18 protein-coding genes are annotated in these 22,700 nt (G+C 66.1%); 13 read left to right on the top strand and 5 right to left on the bottom strand.

Translation table 11 applies throughout. The annotated features are described in order from the left end of the window. Positions 1-1,440, bottom strand: a 1,440-nt coding sequence (gene hrpB, locus HRUBRA_RS08050) for an ATP-dependent helicase HrpB (RefSeq protein ID WP_035516172.1), incomplete at its 3' end; no start/stop codon positions are given. 98 nt (positions 1,441-1,538) lie between these two features. Here hrpB and HRUBRA_RS08045 point away from each other — a divergent pair. The 5 genes from HRUBRA_RS08045 (at position 1,539) to HRUBRA_RS08025 (ending at position 8,667) form a co-directional block, all read left to right on the top strand. Beyond that, positions 1,539-3,758, top strand: coding sequence for an ABC transporter substrate-binding protein (locus HRUBRA_RS08045; RefSeq protein WP_236629816.1), 2,220 nt, complete (start codon positions 1,539-1,541; stop codon positions 3,756-3,758). Positions 3,759-3,771: 13 nt separating this feature from the next. After that, a complete protein-coding gene (locus HRUBRA_RS08040) occupies positions 3,772-4,749 on the top strand; it encodes an ABC transporter permease (RefSeq protein ID WP_035516170.1) in 978 nt (325 codons plus the stop codon). 15 nt (positions 4,750-4,764) lie between these two features. Next, positions 4,765-6,135, top strand: coding sequence for an ABC transporter permease (locus tag HRUBRA_RS08035; RefSeq protein ID WP_035516169.1), 1,371 nt, complete (start codon positions 4,765-4,767; stop codon positions 6,133-6,135). Further along, positions 6,132-7,736, top strand: a complete 1,605-nt coding sequence (locus tag HRUBRA_RS08030) for an ABC transporter ATP-binding protein (RefSeq protein WP_035516168.1) — start codon at positions 6,132-6,134, stop codon at positions 7,734-7,736. The genes HRUBRA_RS08035 and HRUBRA_RS08030 overlap by 4 nt, the downstream gene beginning before the upstream one ends. Before the next feature lie 64 nt (positions 7,737-7,800). Further along, on the top strand, positions 7,801-8,667 hold the full coding sequence (locus tag HRUBRA_RS08025; protein WP_035516167.1) for a DUF2971 domain-containing protein: 867 nt from the start codon (positions 7,801-7,803) through the stop codon (positions 8,665-8,667). 9 nt (positions 8,668-8,676) lie between these two features. Here the strand turns inward: HRUBRA_RS08025 and HRUBRA_RS08020 are convergent, their stop codons facing one another. Beyond that, complete coding sequence (locus HRUBRA_RS08020; protein WP_035516165.1) at positions 8,677-9,534, bottom strand: DUF1295 domain-containing protein; 858 nt, start codon at positions 9,532-9,534, stop codon at positions 8,677-8,679. Further along, positions 9,531-10,658 carry a zinc-binding dehydrogenase gene (locus HRUBRA_RS08015; RefSeq protein WP_035516164.1) on the bottom strand — a complete coding sequence of 376 codons (1,128 nt, stop codon included), beginning with the start codon at positions 10,656-10,658 and terminating at the stop codon, positions 9,531-9,533. The genes HRUBRA_RS08020 and HRUBRA_RS08015 overlap by 4 nt, the downstream gene beginning before the upstream one ends. 128 nt (positions 10,659-10,786) lie before the next feature. On the opposite strand from HRUBRA_RS08015, the gene HRUBRA_RS08010 reads away from it, so the two are divergent. Next, positions 10,787-11,677, top strand: a complete 891-nt coding sequence (locus HRUBRA_RS08010; RefSeq protein ID WP_035516163.1) for a lysophospholipid acyltransferase family protein — start codon at positions 10,787-10,789, stop codon at positions 11,675-11,677. Positions 11,678-11,723: 46 nt separating this feature from the next. Here HRUBRA_RS08010 and HRUBRA_RS08005 read toward each other — a convergent pair whose 3' ends face one another. Together HRUBRA_RS08005 and HRUBRA_RS08000 are read right to left on the bottom strand one after the other, a co-directional pair. Beyond that, positions 11,724-13,085: an MATE family efflux transporter gene (locus tag HRUBRA_RS08005; RefSeq protein ID WP_035516162.1), complete on the bottom strand. Its 1,362-nt coding sequence runs from the start codon at positions 13,083-13,085 to the stop codon at positions 11,724-11,726. 77 nt (positions 13,086-13,162) lie between these two features. Beyond that, the gene (locus HRUBRA_RS08000; protein WP_084592535.1) at positions 13,163-13,741 is read right to left on the bottom strand and encodes a peroxiredoxin; all 579 of its coding nucleotides are present in this window, start codon (positions 13,739-13,741) and stop codon (positions 13,163-13,165) included. Positions 13,742-13,952: 211 nt separating this feature from the next. Here HRUBRA_RS08000 and HRUBRA_RS07995 point away from each other — a divergent pair, with 211 nt between their 5' ends. The 7 genes from HRUBRA_RS07995 (at position 13,953) to HRUBRA_RS07965 (ending at position 22,521) form a co-directional block, all read left to right on the top strand. Next, entirely contained in the window at positions 13,953-14,321 is a 369-nt protein-coding gene (locus HRUBRA_RS07995; protein ID WP_035516161.1) for a hypothetical protein, read from the top strand. A gap of 471 nt (positions 14,322-14,792) precedes the next feature. Then, complete coding sequence (gene bchE, locus HRUBRA_RS07990) at positions 14,793-16,469, top strand: magnesium-protoporphyrin IX monomethyl ester anaerobic oxidative cyclase (protein WP_035516159.1); 1,677 nt, start codon at positions 14,793-14,795, stop codon at positions 16,467-16,469. Next, complete coding sequence (gene bchJ / locus HRUBRA_RS07985; protein ID WP_084592534.1) at positions 16,450-17,076, top strand: bacteriochlorophyll 4-vinyl reductase; 627 nt, start codon at positions 16,450-16,452, stop codon at positions 17,074-17,076. The genes bchE and bchJ overlap by 20 nt, the downstream gene beginning before the upstream one ends. Positions 17,077-17,140: 64 nt before the next feature. Continuing rightward, positions 17,141-18,028: a helix-turn-helix transcriptional regulator gene (locus HRUBRA_RS07980; RefSeq protein WP_035516157.1), complete on the top strand. Its 888-nt coding sequence runs from the start codon at positions 17,141-17,143 to the stop codon at positions 18,026-18,028. Beyond that, positions 18,025-18,963 carry a hydrogen peroxide-inducible genes activator gene (locus tag HRUBRA_RS07975; RefSeq protein ID WP_035516156.1) on the top strand — a complete coding sequence of 313 codons (939 nt, stop codon included), beginning with the start codon at positions 18,025-18,027 and terminating at the stop codon, positions 18,961-18,963. Before HRUBRA_RS07980 ends, HRUBRA_RS07975 begins: the two co-directional genes overlap by 4 nt. Positions 18,964-19,381: 418 nt before the next feature. After that, positions 19,382-20,836: a DUF2867 domain-containing protein gene (locus tag HRUBRA_RS07970; protein WP_035516154.1), complete on the top strand. Its 1,455-nt coding sequence runs from the start codon at positions 19,382-19,384 to the stop codon at positions 20,834-20,836. Between the two features lie 68 nt (positions 20,837-20,904). Continuing rightward, positions 20,905-22,521: an FMN-binding glutamate synthase family protein gene (locus HRUBRA_RS07965; RefSeq protein ID WP_052094527.1), complete on the top strand. Its 1,617-nt coding sequence runs from the start codon at positions 20,905-20,907 to the stop codon at positions 22,519-22,521. Positions 22,522-22,700 lie beyond the last annotated feature (179 nt).

The raw sequence follows: 22,700 nt of genomic DNA, 5'->3' as shown, positions 1-22,700 counted from the left end.
GCCCCGCCCCCCCGCGACCGCGGCCAGCAGCGCGCCGACTTCTTCACCAGCATCCATCGGCGGCCGCTCCTCGAGCACCGCGGCCAGGTCGCAGGCGAGGGCCTGCGGCGCACCCGGCGCTGCCGTCAGCAACAGGTGGGCGAGCCGCGGATGCACAGGCAGCGCCAGCATGCGCCGACCGTGGTCGCTGATCCGTCGCAGACCGCCGCTCACGGTGAGGGCGCCGCAGCGTTCGAGGAGCTCGCAGGCAGCGGCGAAGGCAGCCGGCGGCGGCGCCTCCAGCCAGGGGAGCTCCGCGGGGTCCTGCGCACCCCAGGCGTGGAGTTCCAGGGCCAGGGGCGCAAGATCCGCATGCCGGATCGGTGGCGTCCGCTGGAGCTCCAGGCGCTCATGCTGCTCGCGACTCCAGAGGCGATAGCAGCGCCCCGGCCCGATGCGGCCGGCGCGCCCCGCACGCTGATCCGCACTCGCCCGGGAGACCCGGCGCGTCAGCAGCCGCCCCATGCCGGTTGCGCGGTCATAGCGCGGCTCCCGACACAGGCCACTGTCGATCACCGCATCAACGGCGGGCAGGGTCAGGCTGGTCTCGGCGAGGTCTGTGGCAAGGATAATACGCCGTTCTCCCGACGCCGGCGGCGCAAGCACCGCCTGCTGTCGGGGCAGGGAGAGGCCACCGTGGAGCTGCAGCACTGACGCCGGGACGACACCGAGAGCCGCGGCGACGCGCCGGAGCTCTGCCTGCCCCGGCAGGAACACAAGCGTATCACCGGCGGCATCCGCCTGCGCCTGCCCCACCGCATCGATGAGCGCCTCCAGCGGCAGTTCCCCCGCGACGGCTGCCGGACCGTAGCGAAGCGCCACCGGGTGGGCCCGGCCCGCGCTGTGTAACAGGGGCGCCTCCGGAAGCACCGGAGACACAGCAAGGCCGTCCAGGGTGGCGGACATGAGCAGCAGTCGCAGCGGATCCTCGTCGCGCAGCAGGGACCGCGCCTGCAGCAGCAGGGCGAGGGCGAGATCCGCGCCAACGCTGCGCTCATGAAATTCATCGAGAATCACAAGCCCCGTGTCCTCGAGGGCCGGGTCTGCCTGCAGCAGGCGCAGGAACACACCATCGGTGACCACCTCGAGGCACGTGCGGGGGCCGATGCGGCTGTCGCCGCGCACACGGTAGCCAACCCGCTCCCCCGGGGCCTCACCGAGACTCGCAGCGAGAAAAACGGCAGCGCTGCGGGCGGCCAGGCGCCGCGGCTCTACCAGCAGGATCTTACGGCCCGCGAGCCAGGTCGCGTTGAGAAAGTGCAGCGGCACACGGGTAGTCTTGCCCGCCCCCGGCTCTGCCTGCAGCAGGGCCTCGCCCCGCCCTGCCAGCGCAGCGGCAAGCTCGTCGAGAATGGCGTCGACGGGAAGGCGGCCCTCGCTATCCCCGGCTGGGCGTTGCATGATCGGTCTCCACAGCTTCGCGGCCGCATGATACCGACACCGGGACGGCAACCCCAGCTGCCGATGCCTGAGGGGTAGCCTGGCGGCGACAATTTGCTATGCTCCGCACTTTCCTGAATAAGTGGGACGCCGTGCCAGCGCCCGACAGCCCCGATCAGCGTCCCGCCCAGACGTTGCACGCCCTTGCCCTGGCCGCCTGTCTGCTGCTGGCAGGCTGCGGCAAAGGTCCCTGGAACAATCCCCATCCGCCGCCCGACGGCGACAAGGTCACCTACTATTCGGTGATGTCGCCGGCGCCCCCCAAGCATCTCGATCCGGCGATTTCCTACGCCTCGGACGAAGCGCTGTTTCTGATGCAGATCTACGAGCCACCCCTCGGTTATCATTTCCTCAAGCGTCCCTACGAGCTTGAGCCCCTGGGCGTCGAGCGCATGCCTGCCGTGAGCTACCTGGACGCAACGGGTAAGCCACTGCCGGCAGAGCGCGTCGACGAGGCCGCCTTCACGCGCTATCACCTCACGGTCCGCGCCGACGCTCGCTACCAGCCGCACCCCGCCTTCGCTGTCGCCGAAAACGGCGGGGCGCGCTATCACTTCGACGATCCGGCCGAAGGTCGCCGCTACCGCCAGATCACGGACTTTGCGCACACCGACGCGCGACCGGTGCGCGCAGAGGACTACGCCTATGCCATCAAGCGCCTCGCAGATCCGCGGGCCGGATCGCCCATGATCGGCTTCATGGGACGGTACATCGTCGGCATGGAGACACTTTCTGCGGAGCTGGACGCAGTTTCGCGGGACGGCTGGCTGGACCTGCGTGAGTTCGATCTCGCCGGTGTGGACGTCCTCGATGAGCGCAACTACACCATCACCATCAACGGCCGCTATCCGCAGTTCGTTTACTGGCTGGCTATGCATTTCTTCTCACCGGTACCAGCTGAGGTGGACCGTTTCTACCACAATCCGGGCTTCGCCGAGAGCAACCTCACCCTCGACTGGTGGCCCGTCGGCTCCGGCCCGTTCATGATGGTCAGGAACGATCCAAACAGCGAGATCGTGCTTGAGCGCAACCCGAACTACCACGGCGACGTGTACCCGAGCGAGGGTGCGCCCGGCGACCGGGAGCGAGGTTTCCTGGAGGATGCTGGCAGGCCCATTCCCTTCATCGACCGCGCAGAGTTCCGTCTGGAAAAGGCCGTACTGCCGCTCTGGACCAAATTCCTCCAGGGCTACTACGACCGCTCCGGCGAGGTCCACGGCAATACCAACAGCGTCTTTGACCGCGCCTTCGTCGTCGGCCCCGAGGGCCTCGAGCTCGCCGATGATCTCGCCGACCACGGCATCACGCTCTCGCCGGATGTAAAGCCGGGCATTTACTACTACGGCTTCAATATGCGCGACCCGGTGCTCGGTGGCTACACGGAGGAGCGGCGCAAGCTGCGCCGCGCGCTGCAGATCGCCTTCGACGTCGAGGAGTATCTGAACATCTTCTACAAGGGCAACGGCATCGTGGCCCATTCGCCAATCCCGCCCGGTATCCCGGGGCACAAGGGAGGAGCCGAGGGCATCAACCCCTACACCCATGACTGGGTAGACGGCGAGGCCCGGCGCAAGCCGATCGAGGAAGCCCGCCAGCTCATGGTCGAGGCCGGCTACCCGAACGGGCGCGATGCGCGCACCGGTGAGCCGCTGAAGATCTTCATCGATGTACAAAGCCAGGCCATTTCCACCACCAGCATGAACTGGATCGACCGCGCTTTCTCGCGCATCGGTGTACAGGTGGAATTCCGCCCCGCGGACTGGAACCGCACCCGCGAGAAGCTGCTCACGGGCAACACCCAGATCTTCTCGCACGGCTGGCTGGCGGACTATCCGGACCCGGAGAACTTCCTGTTTCTGCTTTACGGACCGGAGAGCCCTCTCCTGTGCAACTGCGACGGCGCGAACAACGCCAGCTACGAGCGCCCGGAATACGACGAACTGTTCGAGGCCATGCGGGTAGCTCCCCCGGGGCCTGCTCGCGCGGCCATGGTCAAACGCATGGTTGAGCTCTACCGGGAGGACGCGGTCTGGCTTTTCGCTTACTACCCGAAGGATGTGTATCTGAATAACGCCTGGGTGCACAACACCAAGCGCCACGGCATTTCCAAGAACACCCTGAAGTATCTGCGCATCAATCCCGCACTGCGGGAACAGAAGCGCCGGGCATGGAACCAGCCGGTGACCTGGCCGCTCTATGCCGGCGCGGCCCTGATCACCGCCCTGCTCCTCCCCGCTGTCATCGCCTACCGGCGGCGGCAGCGGGCGACGGCGCGCTAGCGGAGTAACCGACATGTTCGCCTACATCATCCGGCGCCTGCTCTACGCGATCCCGATTCTTATCGGCGTGAACCTGCTCACCTTCGTTCTGTTCTTCGTGGTCAACTCGCCGGACGATATGGCCGTCTCCCAGCTCGGGGCCAAGTACGTCACACCGGAAGCCATCGAAAACTGGAAGGCAAAAAACGGCTACGACAAGCCACTGTTCTACAACGCCGGCGCCGACGGCCTGGAGACCGTCACCGAGACCATCTTTTTCGCTAAATCGGTACGCCTCTTCGCCTTCGACTTCGGCCGTTCTGAAAGCGGTCGCGATATCAGCACAGACGTGCGCCGGCGCATGGGGCCCAGTCTGGCCGTGGTCCTGCCTACCTTCCTTGTGGGGATCGGTGTCAATATCTGCGTAGCCCTCATGGTGGTCATGTTCCATGCCAGCCGCCTGGACCGCGCGGCGGTGATCGTGTTCGTGGCGCTGATGTCCATTTCCTACCTCTTCTACATCATCGGCGGCCAGTACCTGGTGGCCAAGACCTGGCGCCTCGTGCCCATCAGCGGCTTTCTGAGCGGTGCGGAGGTCTGGAAGTTTCTGCTGCTGCCGGTACTCGTCGGCGTGGTCGCCGGTATCGGCGCCGGTGCTCGCTGGTATCGCACACTCTTCCTCGAGGAAGCCAACCAGGACTATGTGCGCACGGCGCGGGCCAAGGGCTGCAGCGAACTCGCGGTGCTGTTCCGGCACATCCTTCCCAACGCGCTTATTCCCATCCTCACCGGGGTAGTCGTGCTCGTACCGATGCTGTTCATGGGCAGCCTGCTTATCGAGTCCTTCTTCGGTATCCCGGGGCTTGGCTCCTACATGCTCGACGCCATCAACGCCCAGGACTTCGCCATCGTTCGCAGCATGGTGTTTATCGGCTCCATTCTCTATATCGTAGGCCTGATCCTAACCGACATCTCCTATACCTGGGCCGACCCCCGGGTCCGCCTGTCCTAGGAAACGGCGAAGTCCATGAAACCCGTCATACTCTGGTCCGATGCGCTGATCTTCCTGCTTGTGGCGGCCCTGGTGCTGTTCTTCTGGCGTCTGCGCCGGGATCCGCAGACGCGGGATCGCTGGCGCCAGGTCTTTGCCTCCCGCCTCGGCATGGCCGCCTTTACGGTTATCCTCGCCTACGTCGGCGTCGCCCTCCTCGACTCACTGCATTTCCGCAGGGCGCTGCCGCCGCCGGATGGAGTCAGCACCGGGGAGGTCTTTTACGACAATCAGGTCAGCAGCGTTCTCGATACGCTTACCGCGGGCATGGGTGAGCGCTTCGAGCGCACCTACTCGGCGCCCTTCGCCCTGCGCTCCTTCGAAAAACAGACCCTCAAAGACGAGGCCGGCAACACCGTGCGCGACTTCCCGCCGCTGCGCCACGCCGGCGCGCAGCTCGCCGACCCTACAGAAAAGTGGGCCGACGTGGTCCGGCGCAGCGCGCCGGCCCTGGGCGGGGGGCTCGCCCTCGCTGTATTGCTGATCCTGCCGCAGTGGTGGCTGCTACGCGGCAGCAGCCTGCCCTGGGCCAGTAGCTGGTTGGTGCAGGGTATCCTCGCCTGCACTGCGGTGTGGCTGGTGAGCATCAGCCGCCATTACCACGTCCTCGGCACGGATCTCGGCGGCGCCGACGTGCTCTACCAGTCGCTAAAGGGGGTCCGCACCGGGGTACTGATCGGCGCCCTGTCCACCCTGATCATGCTGCCGATCGCCGTCACCCTCGGCGTCTGTGCAGGCTATTTCAAGGGCTGGGTGGATGATGCGGTGCAGTACCTGTACACCACGCTGAGCTCCATACCGGGCATTCTCCTCATTGCCGCGGCGGTGCTCCTGTTCCAGGTCTACATCGACCTGAACCCCGATGCCTTCCCGACGGGCCTTGAGAAAGCGGACGCCAAGTTCATCGCCCTATGCTTCATCCTCGGCGTTACCAGCTGGTCTACCCTCTGCCGGCTGATCCGTGCCGAGACCCTGAAGATCAGCCAACTCGGCTACGTGCAGGCCGCCCACGCGTTCGGCGTAAGCCATGGGCGCATCCTCCTTCGCCACATCCTGCCGAACACCGTGCACATCATCCTTATTACTTTCGTGCTGGACTTCAGCGCCCTGGTGCTCGCAGAGGCCGTGCTCTCCTACATCGGCGTCGGCGTGGACCCGAGCATGGGCAGCTGGGGCAATATGATCAACGGCGCGCGTTCGGAGCTCTCCCGGGAACCGGCAATCTGGTGGACCCTGAGCGGTGCCTTCCTGTTCATGTTCCTCCTCGTGCTCTCTGCCAACCTGTTCGCGGACCTGGTCCGCGACGCCTTCGACCCGCGCACGCGGCTCGGACCGGAGGCCGCATGAACACGGAAGCCGATACGCTGACCCTTGAGGGCCTTTCCGTAATATTGACGGAAACGGCCGAGGCCCTGGTCAAGGATGTCGCCATCCACCTGCGCGCCGGCGAGATCTTCGCCCTGGTCGGTGAATCCGGCAGTGGCAAATCCATTACTTCCCTCGCCGGCATGCGCCTGCTGCCGGAGGCGCTCCATATCGGCAGCGGTCGCGCCCTTATGGGCGCTACGGACCTCTTTGCCCTGCCGGAAGCGCGCATGCAGACTATTCGCGGTCGGCGCATGGCGATGATCTTCCAGAATCCCATGAGTGCCCTGAACCCGGTAAAGACCGTGTTCCGTCAGGTCGCGGAGACGCTCCGGCTGCACACGAAGCTGCGTGGAGCGGCGCTCCGCGACCGGGTCACCTCGCTCCTTGAGGAGGTGGGCATCCCGGACCCCCGGCAGCGCATGGATTTTTACCCGCACCAGCTCTCCGGTGGCCAGCAGCAGCGAATCATGATCGCCATGGCCCTGGCCTGCGAACCGGAGGTGCTCATCGCCGACGAGCCGACCACGGCCCTCGACGTGACCATCCAGAAGCAGGTCCTCGAGCTGATCCAGAAACTTGCACGCTCGCGGCGCCTCGCGGTACTGCTCATCACCCACGACATGGGCGTGGTGCGCCAGAGCGCAGACCGTGTCGGGGTCATGTATCGCGGGCGCATTATCGAGGAGGCCAGCGTTGCGGCCTTCTTCGCGGCGCCGAAGGAAGCCTACAGCCGGCGCCTGATCGACGCCCTGCCCCGTCAAGACACCTATCGGGCGCCGATCCAGGCGCCGCCGCTGCTGTCGGTGACGGAGCTCCGGGTACACTTCCCCGTGCGCGGTGGACTCCTGCGACGGGTTCAGGACGTCACCCGGGCCGTGAATGGTGTCTCCCTGACCCTGGCCCGCGGTGAGACTTTTGCCCTCGTCGGCGAATCCGGGAGCGGCAAGTCAACCCTGGGCCGGGCGATCCTCGGCCTCGAGCACGCCAGCAGCGGCGAGATCCACTTCGACGGCACCCGCATCGACGGCCTGGCACACAAGGCGAGGCAGGCCTACCGGCGGCGCATCCAGGTGATTTTCCAGAACCCCTACAGCTCCATGAACCCACGCATGGCTATCGGCGCGATCATCGCCGAGGGCATGCTCAGCCTGGGCGTGGAAACCTCCGAGCATCGGCGCGAGGCACGGGTGGCCTCGCTCCTCGAGCGCGTGCGGCTCCCGGCCGACTGTGCGCGGCGCTATCCTCATGAGCTGTCCGGCGGGCAGCTGCAGCGTGTCGCCATCGCCCGCGCTCTGGCCGTGGAGCCGGAACTGATCATCTGCGACGAACCCACCAGCGCTCTCGACGTCTCCATCCGCGCCGACGTGCTCGACCTCCTGGCTGAACTGCAGCGGGAAGACGACGTGGCCATGCTCTTCATCACCCACGATCTGTCGATCGTACCGGGGCTAGCCCACCGCGTCGGCGTCATGCGCAATGGTGAACTCGTGGAAACCGGCAGCACAGAGCAGATACTGGGGGCGCCGGAGCATCCGTATACGCAGGCACTGCTGGCCGCCGTACCCCGCGCCGGCGACTGAGAACAGCGCAACAATCGGACGCCGGACATTGCCGGCGTGGCACCGGTGTGCCGATAATGACGCCATGTTCGACGTTCTCACGCGCCAGCTCTTCGCCACCCCCCCGCGGGAAACGCTCTACCACTACACGTCGCTGGCGGGCGTGCTCGGCATCGTCGGCAGCGCCGAGCTGCGCGCCAGCGACATACGCTACATGAACGATTCCACGGAGCTGCGGCACACCCTGGACCTGCTCGGCAGACAGGTAACCCGCCGGATTCTCGCCGGCGTCGACAACCCCGCCCTGCTCAATGCCTTCCTGGAATGGCTGTCGCACCGGGTGGTCAGCGGCCCCATGCTCTTCGGCGCCTCTTTCCGCGCCAACGGTAACCTGCTCAGCCAGTGGCGCGGCTACAGTGTCCATGGCAAGGGGGTGAGCCTGGGCATGGCCCCGGCGCATATCCTGGCCTCCGCCGAGGCCCAGGACTTCCAGGTGGGGCGCTGCATTTATGCGCCGAGCGAGCAGGACCGGCTCATAGGAAACATCATCGATGCGGTGGAACAGCTCGGTGCCGCCTTTGCCGGCGAGGAGCGCGGTGAAAACCCCTGGTTGCCCCTGTTCCAACGCATCGAGGGCGACCTGCTGCGCATTGCCGCGGTGCTCAAGCACCCCGCCTTCGAAGAAGAACAGGAATGGCGCATCGTCTCACCGGTAATCACCGATGTGGCGTCGGACCGGGTGGCCTTCCGCGAGGGGAGTTCCATGCTCATCCCCTACTATCCCTTCGACCTGCGCGACGACGACGGCCGGCTGTCGCTGGAGCACTGCTACCTCGGCCCCACCGGCAACATCGACCTGTCCATGAATTCCCTGCGGCTCTACCTTGACGGCCAGGGCGCGCGGCCGCGCCGGGGAATCACCTATTGCGACATCCCCTATCGGAAGCGCTAAGGCCCCGGCTCAGCCACGCCGTGACCAGGGAAAGAGCACCGGCGTGCGTTCCAGGTAACGGCGGTAAGCCGGATCGTCGCCCCAGCGCTCCCGGCCGCGCTTCTCCAGGAGGGGCACACCGCTGACCCGGGTCAGCAGCAGGTAGACGAACAGCGGCGACACCAGCGTCACCAGCTGCCACCCCGAGAGCAGCGGCAATGCCGCCACGGCCACGCCAAGCCAGAGCAGGATTTCGCCGGCGTAGTTCGGATGGCGGGAATAGCGCCAAAGGCCCTCTTCAACAAAAATCCCGGCTCCCGCCCGACGCCTGAAGGCACGTTTCTGTGCATCAGCAACGACCTCCAGCGTAAAACCGGCCAGCCAGAGCCCGGCACCGCACAGCGTCACGGGATCGAGCGTACCGGGGGCGGCGCTGCCAAGGGCCGCCCAGGCTGCGCCGGCGGTCACCAGCACCCAGAGCCCCTGCAGCGTCCAGGTGAAGAAAAAGCGCGGTCCGTTCTGTTTGATACGGTCAAAGCGACCGTCGCCGCCATCCTGGCGCACGCGGCGGAAGAGGAAGGTGCCCAGGCGCAGGGCCCAGAGCAGGACCATGGCTGCCAGCAGCAGCCGTGCCGGCCCGCCGGGGCCCGCGAGGTAGGCAACCACCGTCAACAGCAGGTAGGTGCAGCTCCCGGTCAGGTCATAGAAATGTTCCGTGCGCGCCAGAAAGGACGGCACGAACACCAGCCACTGGATAAGGAACGCGCCGGCGGCACAGAGCGCGAACACCGGCAGGCCCAGGGTGCTCGCCCCCTGCCAGCTGCCGGCAACGGCAAGGCCTCCGGCAAGGACAAGAACGACGAGCAGGGCAGCCGCGAGGCGCATCATCGCTGCGGGCTAATCAGGAACTTCTGCCCCGTGGCCTGACGTCCATAGACCGCGAGCGCCTCGAGAGAAAGTGCCTCAGCCAGGGAAACGCGGGCCGTGTAGTGACTGGCAAAGGTACTCGTCAACTCATCGGCCACGCGCCGCTGCATACGCTGCATGCGCTCGCCGCCGGCGCGTTGCAGAAAGTTCGGCAGCAGCCAGCCACCCAACGCCCAGGCGAAACCGAAATTGCGATTGAGCGTGGTGGGGGAGAAATCCAGGGCCCCATAGACGTAGACCTGCTTGAAAACGTCGGAGCCGTAGCGACTGTAGGCCCCCATCTGCTCCACGGCAACGGCTTCCATGCAGCCCAGGATCGTGCTCGCCAGACGGCCGCCGCCAATGGCATCGAAGGCCAGGGTCGCGCCCGTTTCGCGCAGCGCGGCCGTGAGGTCATCAACAAAGCTGTCGGCGCTGCTGTTGACCACGTGGCGCGCACCGAGTTCGCGCAGCAGTGCCGCCTGCTCGGCCTTGCGCACGATATTGACGAGCGGAACACCGTCGGCAAGGCAGATCCGATTGAGCATCTGGCCCAGGTTCGATGCCGCCGCGGTATGCACCAGCGCCTTGTGCCCCTCCATGGTCATGGTCTCAACCATGCCCAGGGCCGTCATCGGATTCACGAAACAGGAGGCGCCCTGCTCTGCCGTTGTACCCTCGTGCAGGGGCAGGCACTGCGATGCCTTCACGCAGCGGTACTGGCTGTAAAGTTCCCCGCCGAAGACGCCAACGGTCCTCCCGAGCAGCGCCTGCGCCGCCCCGTCGTCGCCGGCCGCAACCACCGTGCCGGCTCCCTCGTTGCCGACGGGCAGCGCCTGGCCGAGGCGACCGGCCATCATGTGCATGGCGCTCGCCGGTACATCGGCCTCGATGACGGGCAGCTCCGCCGTACCCGTGGCGCGGGCGGTGCTCATGTCAGCGGCGCCGAAGAGCAGACCCAGGTCCGACGGATTGATCGGTGCCGCCTCGACGCGCACAAGCACCTCGTCCGCTGCAGGCGTGGGCACGGGCACCTCGGCCAGGCGCACCTCAAGCACCTGGTCTTCACGCAGCAGGGACTGGATCTGCAGGGCCTTATCAGTCATGGTCTTGTCTCTCGGTTCCCGGGGAAGATCGCTGGACTTTAGCCGACTTCGCCGCGCCCGTGAAGCCGCCCTGCGCGCCGCGCCCTGCCCGGCTATACTCCGCCGTCAGCCCCGAAGGAGCGCAGGCAATGCTGCCCCACCAACTTCTGGCCACCGACAACGAACCCCTGGCCGACGCCGAGGCCCGCCGTCGGCACGTCGAGCGCGCCCTCTCCGTTCGCCCGGCCGGCGGCTGGGAGCTGGCGCTGGCCTACCGCTGCATGCAGCAGTGGTTCAGCCCCATCGTAGTCGGTGCCGAGCGGCTCCCGGAAGAGCCCTGCCTGTTCGTGGGTAATCACGGGCTCTTCGCCGTCGATGGCCTGGTCGTGCTGCCGCTCATGCTCCACGACTACGGCCGCTTCCTCAGACCCATGGGTGACAAATTCCTGTTCACGGCGCCGCGCCTCGCCGATTTCCTGGTCAGCCGCGGCGCGACCATGGGACACCCGGAGGTCTGCAGCGCTCTCATGGCCGCGCGCCAGGACATCCTCGTCTTCCCCGGCGGCGCCCACGAAGCGGTCAAGAGCAAAGCCGAGAAGTACCGGCTGCAATGGAAGGACCGGCTCGGCTTCGTACGGCTGGCGGCGCGGCACGGCTACCGCATTGTTCCCTTCGGGCTGGTCGGCCCCGACGATTTTTACGCACACCTCGTCGAGGGCGAAAGCCTCGCGGAAAGTTTCCCGGCCCGCTGGCTCTCGGCCCGGGGTCTCTTGCCAAAGGACCTGCGCCGGGACCTCGTGCCACCGCTGGCGCGGGGTAGTCTCGGCACCCTGCTGCCCCGGCCGCAGCGCTGCTATCTGGGCTTTGCTGAAGCGCTTGACCTCTCGGCGCTGCGCGGCAAACGGGTCGGCAGGGCGCGACTGGAAGCGCTGCGCGATGAGGTTGCCGGGCGCATCGAGGTACAGCTGGAAGGGCTGCTCGCTGCCCGGGAGCAGGACCGCGGCCAGGAAGGGTTGCTGCGGCGGGTGCTGAATCTCTAGTGATCCGGTGCAGTGACAGCCGGGACACTGACAAGCGCCTGCGGGGCTATTCCGCCAGGGCGCGGGCCAGCCGGTCCGGGTGACGCCAGTAGCCGCCGACTACGCGCCAGCCGTAAAGCACCGCATTGACGATGAGTGTGGCGACGAAACCCCACCAGCTCACCAGCGGGCTTACCGCGAGTCCCAGGATCAACCAGAACTGCAACGCCAGCATCACCAGGTGCACGACGATGGAGGTGCCCATCATCCAGCGCGTGTCTCCGGCGCCGCGCAGGGTGCCACCGCAGACCAGAATCACCGCGTCAGCCATCACGTAACAGGCCATACCCACCATCATCGGCTGACCGATGGCCAGGATCGGCGCGAAGTCTGCACCGGGGGTTGCGAACACCTCGAGTAGCGGCACGCGGAACAGCAGGAAGCACAGCGCCAGCACCCCGGAATAGCCGAGGCCGAGCAGCAGCCCGGCGCTGATCACCTGGGTGGCCCGGGACAGATCCCGGGCGCCGACATAGCGTCCGATCAGACTCATTACGGCGATATTCAGGCCCATGAGCGGGACAAAAGAGAGCATGTCCCAATTGAACACAATGGCCATCGCCGCCCCCTCCGCGACGCCGTAGGACTGGTACAGAAGGAGGAAGAGATTGAAGGTGCCGACGCCGATGAACACCTCCAGCCCCGACGGGAAGCCCAGGCGCAGGAAGCGGCGGAGGATGCGGGCATCGTAGCGGAAGGACTCGTAGACGCGGAACTGCGCTGCGTGCACGGCGTTGAAGTAAAAGAGCGCGTAGAGTCCGATCGTGAAAGCGCCGGCGATCACCGTGCCCAGCGCTGCGCCGGCAATCCCCAGGGCCGGCAGCCCCAGCTTGCCGAAAATGAACAGGTAGGACAGGGGAATGTTCAGGCAGACACCGGTCACATCGCAGATCATGACCACGCGCGTGCGCCCGATACCTGAGAAATAAGAGGCCAGGGCATTCTTGAGGAGAAACAGGAAGGCACCGGCGAGCAGGGTCAGAAAATAGCGCCGCTCCAATTCCGCAAGCGCAGGTTCGTGGCCCATCCACAGGAACAGGTCGCCGAGGAGAAGCGCGGCGAGCAGGATCAGCGGCTGGCTGCCCAGGGCAATCAGGGCTCCCTGGGTCACAACCCGAGGGCAGCGCTCCAGCTGACGCTGGCCGTAATACTGAGCGACAAGGGCGTTGCCGTAAGACAGGATGCCGTTAAAGAAGCAGACCGTGAGGAAGAAGGTCACACCGCCGCCAAGCGACGCGGCCACGTGGGTGGCGTCGATACGCGACAGGAAAAAGCGGTCCGCGAACATCATCAGGGCAAAGGCGCCCTGGGACACAACCATCGGCAGTGCCAGGCGAAACAGCTCCCTGAGCGTGGCAAACGAGAACACGAAACCCCCCGGTCTTCAAGAGGCCGCGTATTCTACGCCGTTGCCGCGCCGGCGCTAGTACAGCGCCGGCGCTCGGATCACTGCCGGGGCACACCCAGGGTCTCGAGGCGGGCGATCATGTCCTCCGCCGAGGTGCTCGGCCGCACGGAGCGGTCGATAAAGGCGATCTTTCCGTCGCGATCGATATAGAAAGTATGTCGCTTGGCAAAGCCCATGGTGTAGACCCCGTAGGCCCGGGCCACGTCCCCCTCCGGGTCGGACAGCAGCGGAAAGTCGGCCTCCGTCTCCTCGGCAAAAGCCGCATTCTTCTCCACCGGGTCCGTGCTCGCCATGAAGTAGCTGACATCAAAGCGGCGAAGCGCACCGCCGCTACGCGCCAGGGACTTGCACTCGACGGTGCACCCGGAAGTAAAAGCCCGCGGGAACCAGGCCAGCACCACCGGCTGCTCGCCGCGGAAATCGGCAAGGCGGTAGGTCCGGCCATCGGAGGCCTGGAGCTCGAAGTCCGGCGCCGGGTCGCCCACGGCGAGCTCCGCGCTGGCGGCGGCGGGCCGCAGCAGGACCAGCACGGCCAGGAAAATGATGGCGGCCGGCAACCGCAGGGACCTGGTCAGGGTGCCGGGTGGCGTCCCGGGCAGAGTCGTGGGTAGAGTCATGACGGTTTCCTCTCAGGGGCTGTGGGTAAGCTACGCACCGGGTCGGCTTCGGATCACGGGGTGGGGGACGGTCCTTTACCCGTCCGGCCTTTCGTTATAGCCTCCTCTGACGGTTGGCGGGTTCACCGCCCCGGCGTGGCGCAGTGTAGTGATCCGTGCCCGCGATCGACAACACAATCGACAACGGACATTCAAGGAAGGGGATAGCGAGATGAACGCGAAAACCGTACTGGGCGCACTGCTGGTATCCACCCTGGCCCTCGCTGGCTGCAGCAAGGACGACGTGGACAGCGCGACCAACAGCATGAAGGAAACCGCGGACAAGGTCGGCGAGTCCACCAAGAGCGCGATGGACAAGGCCGGCGACACGACCAGGGAAGCCATGGATGAGGCCGGTGAAGCGGCCAGGGAAACCATGGCCGAGGCCGAGGACATGGCCGGCGCTATGACGGGCGAGGCCGAGGAAGGTGCAGAGGAAGCCGGCGACGCCATGGAAGAGATGGCCGAGGATGCCAAGGCGGGTGCCGAGGAAGCCGCTGACGAGGCCGAAGCCGCGATGGATGACGCCATGAACGGCTGATCCGCCGCCGCGACGAGCCGCCGCCGGGCCCCTGCCCCGCGGCGGTTTTTTTGGCTATTCGCAAGAGACCCGGGCGAGTGCGGGATAGTCCCTTAGCGTTGCCTGGGCGGGACCCCCGACGTTTTCATCATCGCAAATTTCCGGGCCGACGGCCGGGGGATGCCCCCAGTCGCTCCCCGATACACGCTTGGTGGGGGCATCCCCCAGCCGCCGACCCTACCGCTCTGGAAGAGCAACCCGGCGGAAAGTAAGCAGGGCTTCAGGGGCGAGTGCGGGAACCTTCGCTCACAAAGCGTGTATCGGGGAGCGACTGAGCGAAGGTTCCCGCACTCGCCCCGGAACTGTGCGACATAGAGATCTCAGCCCCCGCGACAAAGACAGGCACCCCGCCCCTCACGTTGATCCGTGTCAATTTAAGTTGCCAATGTCATGTGTTAACTTTAATTGACAGTCAGAGGGAGGTACGGGCCCATGCGAATCGTTTTTGTCCATCCCAACTACCGCTCCGGCGGTGCGGAAATCGCCGGCAGCTGGCCCCCCGCGTGGGTCGCCTACCTCTCCGGACACCTGCGCAAGGCCGGCTTCAACGACATTCACTTCATCGACGCAATGACCCACAACCTTGAGGAAGACGAGGTCGTGCGGCGCCTGGTGGAACTGCAGCCGGATGTCATCGGCACCACGGCCATCACCCCGTCGATCTACATGGCCGAGCGGCTCCTCGAGCTCGCCCGGGAACATGTGCCCCAGGCCCTGCGGGTTCTCGGCGGCATCCATGCGACCTTCATGTTCAAGCAGGTCCTCTCCGAAGCGCCCTGGGTCGACGTGATCGTCCGTGGCGAAGGTGAAGAGATCTTCACCAACCTCATGGAAGCGGTGAACCGCGGCGAATACCTGCAGACCCGGGACCAGATCCGCGGTATCGCCTACCGGGATGGCAACGAGATTGTTGCAACACCGGCGGCGCCCACCATCAAGGACCTGGATGCCCTCGATCCCGACTGGTCTCTCCTTGAGTGGGACAAGTACATCTACATCCCGCTCAACACCAAGGTCGCTATTCCCAACATGGCGCGGGGCTGCCCCTTCACCTGCTCCTTCTGCTCCCAATGGAAGTTCTGGCGGGACTACCGCGTGCGTGACCCGATCAAGGTAGTGGACGAGATCGAGAAACTCGTCAACGAACAGGGCGTGGGCTTCTTCATCCTCGCGGATGAGGAGCCGACCATCAACCGCAAGAAGTTCATTCAGTTCTGCGAGGAACTTATCGCCCGGGGCCTGCCCGATAAGGTCAAGTGGGGCATCAACACCCGGGTGACGGATATTCTCCGGGACGAAGAACTCCTGCCACTGTACCGTCGCGCAGGACTGGTGCACGTCAGCCTCGGGACCGAGGCGGCCGCGCAGATGAAACTCGACCAGTTCAACAAGGAAACCAAGGTCGAGGACAACCGGCGGGCCATTGAACTGCTGCGCAACGCCGATATCTTCATCGAGGCGCAGTTCATCGTCGGCCTCGACAACGAGACCGCCGAGACCCTTGAAGAAACCTACCGCATGGCCTGGGACTGGCAGCCGGACCTGGCCAACTGGGCCATGTACACGCCCTGGCCCTTCACGCCGCTGTTCCAGGACCTCGGCGACAAGGTCGAGGTGTTCGACTTCTCCAAATACAACTTCGTGACGCCGATCATGAAGCCTGAGGCCATGGACCGGGGGGAGCTCCTCGACCGGGTCATGAACAACTATCGTCGCTTTTACATCAAGAAAGCGTTGTTCCACTATCCCTGGCGCGGCACCGGTTTTCGCCGGCGCTACCTCCTCGGCTGCCTGAAAGCCTTCGCCAAGGCCGGCTTTGCACGCACCTTCTACGACCTGGGCAAGGCGGGCTACTGGGGGCCCCAGTCCAAGAACAAGGTGGACTTCCATTTCGATACCACACGGAAGATTGCCAAGGCCCAGCTCGACGACTGGCAGTCCATGCAGGATCGCGCCGCTCAGGCGCGGGCTCGCAAACAGGCCGAGCAGACAGATGCCTATGACATGCTGGCGACAGACGCCGTAGTCGCAGACAGTGCCATCAAGGCCTGCGGCGGCGGCGACGAGCAGCTCAGCGAGGCAGAGATGGATGCGGCAGGGCGCGCTTGAGGTGGCGGCCCCCCGGGGAGCCGGCAACGCCGGCGCCGGTGGCGCCCGCATCGGTCCGAACAGCGTTCTGCAGCTTGTGCCCGTGCTGGATGCACAGCTTGGCCCCCTTGCCAGGCATCGACTGCTGGCCAGCGCGGGACTCAGGGAGCTGCCCCCGGACGATGGATTGATGCCTGAGGAGCCGGCGGCGGCGCTGCACCAGGCGCTGCGGCGTCAGTACCCGGCCCAGGCCGCAGAGCTCGCCCGGGAGGCCGGTGAGCGCACCGGCGACTACATCCTGGCGCACCGCATACCGCCCATTGCCCGGCAAGTCATCCGCAAGATGCCCTCCTGGCTCGCGGCACCGATCCTTGCCAGCTCGATTGAAAAGCATGCCTGGACCTTCGCGGGCTCGGGCCGCTTCCGGGTGGTGTCGCGACAGCCTCTGGTCTTCGAGCTGGTCGACAACCCCGTGGTGCGGGGTGAGCACGCCGACCGCCCGCTCTGCGACTGGCACGCGGCGGTGTTTCAGCGTCTCTTCAATGTGCTCGTGGACAAACACATGAAGTGCGTCGAAACCCAGTGCTGCGCCACGGGCGCAGAGAGCTGCCGCTTCACGCTCACCTGAGCAGCGCTTGCATTCCCCCGCGGGCCCCGTATGCTCGCGGAAAATCACCGCCTCGAGGTCACCGATGGGCAGTCACCGGGACGGCGCCTGGCCTTTTCGCTGGGACCTGCTGCTACGCTACCGCTACATCGAGATCATCACCCTGTGGGAAGGGCGCCTGACGACCCGCCACCTCTGCGAGACTTTCGGCATCGGGCGCCAGCAGGCCAGCAAGGACATCAACAGCTACCGGCGGGAAGTGGCCCCGGACAACATCGAGTACGACAAGCACCTCAAGGGCTACATCCCCTCCCCCACCTTCACGCCCCGGGTGACCGCCGGGCTTGCCGATGAGTACCTTCAGCTGGCGGCCCGCAACAATGAACTCGCCAACGTCTTCGAGTCACTATCCCTGGGCCTCGACAACATCGAAGTACTGGGGCTGCCCGTGCGCGATGTGCAGGCCGCCACGCTGCGTCCCATTCTGCAGGCTGCGCGGCAGCAGCGACGCATCGACGTCGACTATGTCTCCGTGAACAACCCGGACCGGGAGGGCCGCATCATCGTGCCGCACACGCTGGTCTACACGGGCCTGCGCTGGCACGTGCGCGCCTGGTGCGAAAAGAACGCCGGCTACCGGGACTTCGTACTCAGTCGCTTCCGCGGCGAGCCCGACATGATGGACAGCTCCCCCCGGGGCGCCGCCGGAGACGAAGCCTGGCAGAAACGGGTGCAGCTGCGGCTGTGTCCGGACCCCCGGCTCTCGGCGGCGCAACAGACCGTGGTCGCAACGGACTACGGCATGACGCACGGTGAACTGGTCATCGAGACCCGGGGCTGCCTTGTACCCTACGTACTGCAACGGCTGCAGCTGGACCCGGGCCGGGAGCCTGCAGCGCCGACAGCGCAGCAGGTGGTGATCAGCGACCCCACCACGATCCGCCGCTGGCTCTTTCCGGGGGAACGGGCGTGACCGATCGTCCCACGCTGCGCCAGCTCGAGTATTTCATGGCCGTCGCCCGCTGCGGCAGCCTGCGCCGCGCCGCCGACGAGCTCGCCATCAGCCAGCCGACCCTGACCGCGCAGATCGCCCGGGCGGAAGCCACCCTGGGGGTGACGCTGTTCGAGCGCACCCGCAGCGGGGCCCGCCTGACACCCACAGGCCGGCGGCTGGAACCGCATGCCCGACGGGTCCTTGAGGCCGCCGAGGAACTCGCCAGTGCCGCCGACGCCTCCCGCGGCGGTGCCGCAGGCACCTACCGCCTGGGCGTGAAGTCCACCCTCGGGCCCTATCTGCTGCCGCGGATTCTGCCCCGGCTGCATGAACGGTACGAAGACCTGAAGCTCTACGTGCGTGAGGATTCCGTGCGCCGCCTCGAAGAAGGACTGGAACGCGGAGAATACGACATGATCGTGACCGCCCTGCCGATCAACTCGCGGGACCTGCAGTCCGAAACGCTCCTGCGCGAGGACATCCGCCTGGTCATGCCGGTCGATCACCCTCTGGCACAGAAGCCACGTCTGATCGGCAGGGACCTCGCCGGGCAACAGATCCTGACCACAGAACAGGGACATCTGTTCTCGCAACTTGTGGAACAGGCCTGCGCACGCCTCGGCGCTGAGCTGCTGCGCGATTATCAGGGAACGAGCCTTGACGCGCTGCGGGTCATGGTGGTCATGGGTATGGGCCTGGCGTTCCTGCCCGCACTCTACATCGCCTCGGAAATCGACGACGACACGGGGCTTGCGGTTCGCGATATCGAGGGCGAGGGCATAGCCCGTATTCTCGTGCTCGCCTGGCGCAGCGGCTCCCCGGCACGGGCCTTCTATCGGCGCCTGGCCGCCGATATCCGGGAGCTGACCCGGGAAGAGGTAGGCGATGTGGTGCAGGTCATGGACGGCGCCTGACGGCCGCAGCAGCTGCAGCCGACGCTGCGACGTCCTCTTTCAAGAAGTCCGCGGGTGATAGCTATTTACTATATTAATTACTCAGTATTTATGTCAGGTATTAGCCTCCGCCGTGGCATAGTCAGAGCTCGACACATGCAGTGAGCATGACATCCAGTTTCCGGCCCCAGGGCCGACACAGTCCCTCCCCTCGGCGCTACCCCCCCCCCCCCCTTTTGGTAGCGCCTTTTTTTTGTTTTCGTACAGCGGCTGTCCACACATTCCTCGCGCCGCACCCGCTCCCTACCCTGTGCTGGCGGGCTCCCCACGCACGCCGCGACGGCTGATCGCCACAGCGCCAGCCTGAGGCCCGGGTGTTGGGAGCTTGCCGGGGAAACTGCGCTATCATCACGCGCTCCCGCTATTCCGGAGCAACACCATGACAGTCGCCGAAGCACCGGCCCAGGCGCTCGTTTTCGGCGCCAGCGGCTATATCGGCAGTAACCTTGTACCCTACCTGGCCCGCGCCGGCGTCCCCGTGCGTGCCGCCGCGCGCAGCTACGAGGTGCTCGCGGCCCGAGGCTGGCGCGACGTGGAGCTGGTGCAGGCCGATGCACTGCAGCCGGCGACGCTGCGCGCGGCGGTGGCGGGCGTGGATACGGCCTACTACCTGGTTCACTCCATGGCGGCGGGGAGCGCCTTCACGCGCCTAGACCTTGAGGCGGCAGCGAACTTCGCAGCCGCCGCCGCGGAGGCCGGCGTACGTCGCATTGTCTATCTGGGCGGGCTCCTGCCGGAGGAAGCGAGTGGCGCCCACCTGGCCTCCCGCCGCGAAACCGGCGAGGAGCTGCGCCGGGGCACGGTGCCGGTAACGGAATTACGTGCCGGCATTATTATCGGTGCCGGCTCCGCGGCCTTCGAGGTCATGCGTGACCTGACCCTGAACCTCCCGGTGATGCTCACGCCGCGCTGGGTGCGCGCCAAGTCGCCGCCCATCGCGCTGGACAATCTCCTCGAGTACCTCCTGCAGGTGCCGCGCTTTGAGGAAACGTCCGGTGCGATCCTCGATGCCGCCGGTCCCGATGTCCTCAGCTACACTGATATGATGCGCCTGGTCGCAGACGTGGCCGGCAAGCCGCGCCCGCGGATCATCCCCGTGCCGCTGCTCACCCCGCAGCTCTCCTCTTACTGGCTCGGGCTCACCACCGCCGTCCCCGTAGATATCGCACGGGCGCTCATAGGCGGTCTCCGGCACGACTTTCACGCCGACGACAATACACTGCGCCGCCTGATACCGCAGCGCCTCCTGGGCGTACGGGCAGCCATCGAGGCCGCCTTTGCCGCAGAGCGGCGCCACGCCGTCGCGGCGCGCTGGACCGAGGGCGTCTTTGCCCACCGGGGCTACCGCCATGACACGGCCTTCTACGCCAAGCGCGCTGGCGGCTCGGCCCTCGCCGCGGCGCCTCCGGCGGCCGTCTGGGCGCAGTTGATCCGCCTCGGCGGCCACAATCGCTACTACTACATGAACTGGCTGTGGACCCTGCGCGAACTTGTCGACTGGCTGGCCGGCGGCGCCGGCTTCAGCCGCGGCCGGCGCGATCCCGATGACCTCCGCCTCGGCGACGTCATCGACTACTGGACCGTGATCGGCATCGATCCGCCGCGGCACCTCACACTCTACTTCGGCCTGAAAGCCCCCGGAGCCGGCGTGCTGGAATTCGAGCTCAAGCCGGAGGGAGACGGCCGGACGCGGCTGTCGGTCAACGCCTACTGGCACCCCCGGGGCGTCTGGGGCCTTCTTTACTGGTATTCGCTGGTACCGGCTCACCTGTTCCTGTTCCGCGGCTGGACCCGGGTCATCGCCCGGCGCGCGGAGACCGCCGGGGCTGCCTGAGGCCTCTGTCCACAGCACTGCCTTCCGGTACACTGCCCCGCAGATGCTCCCGCTACCGAGGAGGCCCCATGGCCAGCACCTTGTTTTTTGCGCTGCATGCCCTCGCCCTGCTGGCCCTTTACGCCGCGGGCCTTGATCGACTGTTCACCTGGCTCCTCTTCCTGCTGCTCCTGGGGACCTTCGGCCTCGGTCTATACGACCTTACGCAGAGGGAGCACAGCCTTCGGCGCAACTTTCCCCTCTTTGCCCGGGCCCGCTGGCTGGCCGAGTATCTCCGTCCCTTCGTGCGCCAGTACCTGCTGGAATCGGACATGGACGGCGCACCGATCAACCGCATGTTCCGCTCCATCGTCTACCAGCGCGCCAAGGGCGATCTCGACACCATTCCCTTCGGTACCCGCGTCGACACCCACCACGAGGGCTACGAATGGATCGGGCACTCCATTGCCGCCCTTAATCTGGCGGACCTCGACAAAAACCCCCGGGTCCGCATCGGCGGCCCGGACTGCACACGGCCCTATGAAGCCTCGCTGCTCAACGTTTCCGCCATGAGCTACGGCGCGCTGTCGGCAAACGCCGTCCGGGCGCTGAACAAGGGCTCACAGCTCGGCGGTTTTTATCAGAACACCGGCGAGGGCGGGCTCTCCGACTACCACAGGGCCTACGACGGTGACCTCACCTGGCAGATCGGCACCGGCTACTTCGGCTGCCGCAACCCTGACGGCAGTTTCTCATCGGAGCGCTTCGCCGACACGGCAGCCCTAGACGCGGTGCGCATGATCGAGGTGAAACTCTCTCAGGGCGCCAAACCCGGCCATGGCGGTATCCTGCCGGCGAGCAAGAATGGTCAGATCATCGCCCGCATCCGCGGCGTCGAGCCGCACACGGAGGTGGTGTCGCCGTCCGCTCATACGGCCTTCGACTCGCCCCGGGGGCTGCTTGAATTCATCGCGCAGCTGCGCACCCTGGCCGCGGGCAAGCCCGTGGGCTTCAAGCTTTGCGTCGGCCGGGAGAGCGAGTTCATCGCCATCTGCAAGGCCATGGTGGAAACGGGTATCAAGCCGGACTTCATTACCGTAGACGGCGGCGAAGGCGGCACCGGAGCCGCGCCCCTGGAATACAGCAACTCCGTTGGCATGCCCCTCCGCGACGGGCTGGCCTTCGTGGTCGACTGTCTCATCGGCTTCGGCCTGCGCGACGACATCCGTGTCATCGCCTCCGGCAAGCTAATCACCGCCTTTCATCTCGCCAAGGCGCTGGCCCTGGGGGCGGACCTCTGCAACAGCGCCCGGGGCATGATGCTGGCCCTGGGCTGCGTGCAGTCCCTGGTCTGCAATACCAATCGCTGCCCCACGGGAGTCACCACCCAGGACCCGCGGCTGACCCGCGGCCTGGACGTGGAAGACAAGGGTGAACGCGTCGCACGCTACCAGCGCGAGACCGTTCACGCGCTCCTGGACATGGTCTCTTCGGCAGGGCTGCGCAAGCCTGGGGAGCTGAACCGGTCGCACATCTACCGACGCGTCGATGCGGAGCGCGTGGCCCGCTACGATGCCCTTTACCCTTACCCGGGCACCGGCGACTTCCTTCACCACACGGTCTCCGGCCCCTACGCGCCTTTTATCGAGGAGGCCAGCAGCGACTGCTTCCTGCCGCGCAGTTACGTGTTCGCCAGCGAGGCCTGAGCATGTCGGAGCTGCACCGGCTCAGCGCCCGGATCGCGCAGGTCTTCTCCGCGAGCTGCACCCCGGGGAGTGAGGGTGTAACCGGCCCCCTCGCGAACGGCCCGGACCCCGGGTAATGCTGTGGCGCAGTGCCGCCATTCCGGTACACTGCTGGCAAACGTATAAGAGCAACGAGGCGA

Origin of the sequence: Pseudohaliea rubra DSM 19751, assembly GCF_000764025.1 — a bacterium.
GTDB classification, from domain to species: domain Bacteria; phylum Pseudomonadota; class Gammaproteobacteria; order Pseudomonadales; family Halieaceae; genus Pseudohaliea; species Pseudohaliea rubra.
The sequence above is the reverse complement of the archived record's forward strand: the minus strand, read 5'-3'. Positions and strand labels throughout refer to the sequence as shown.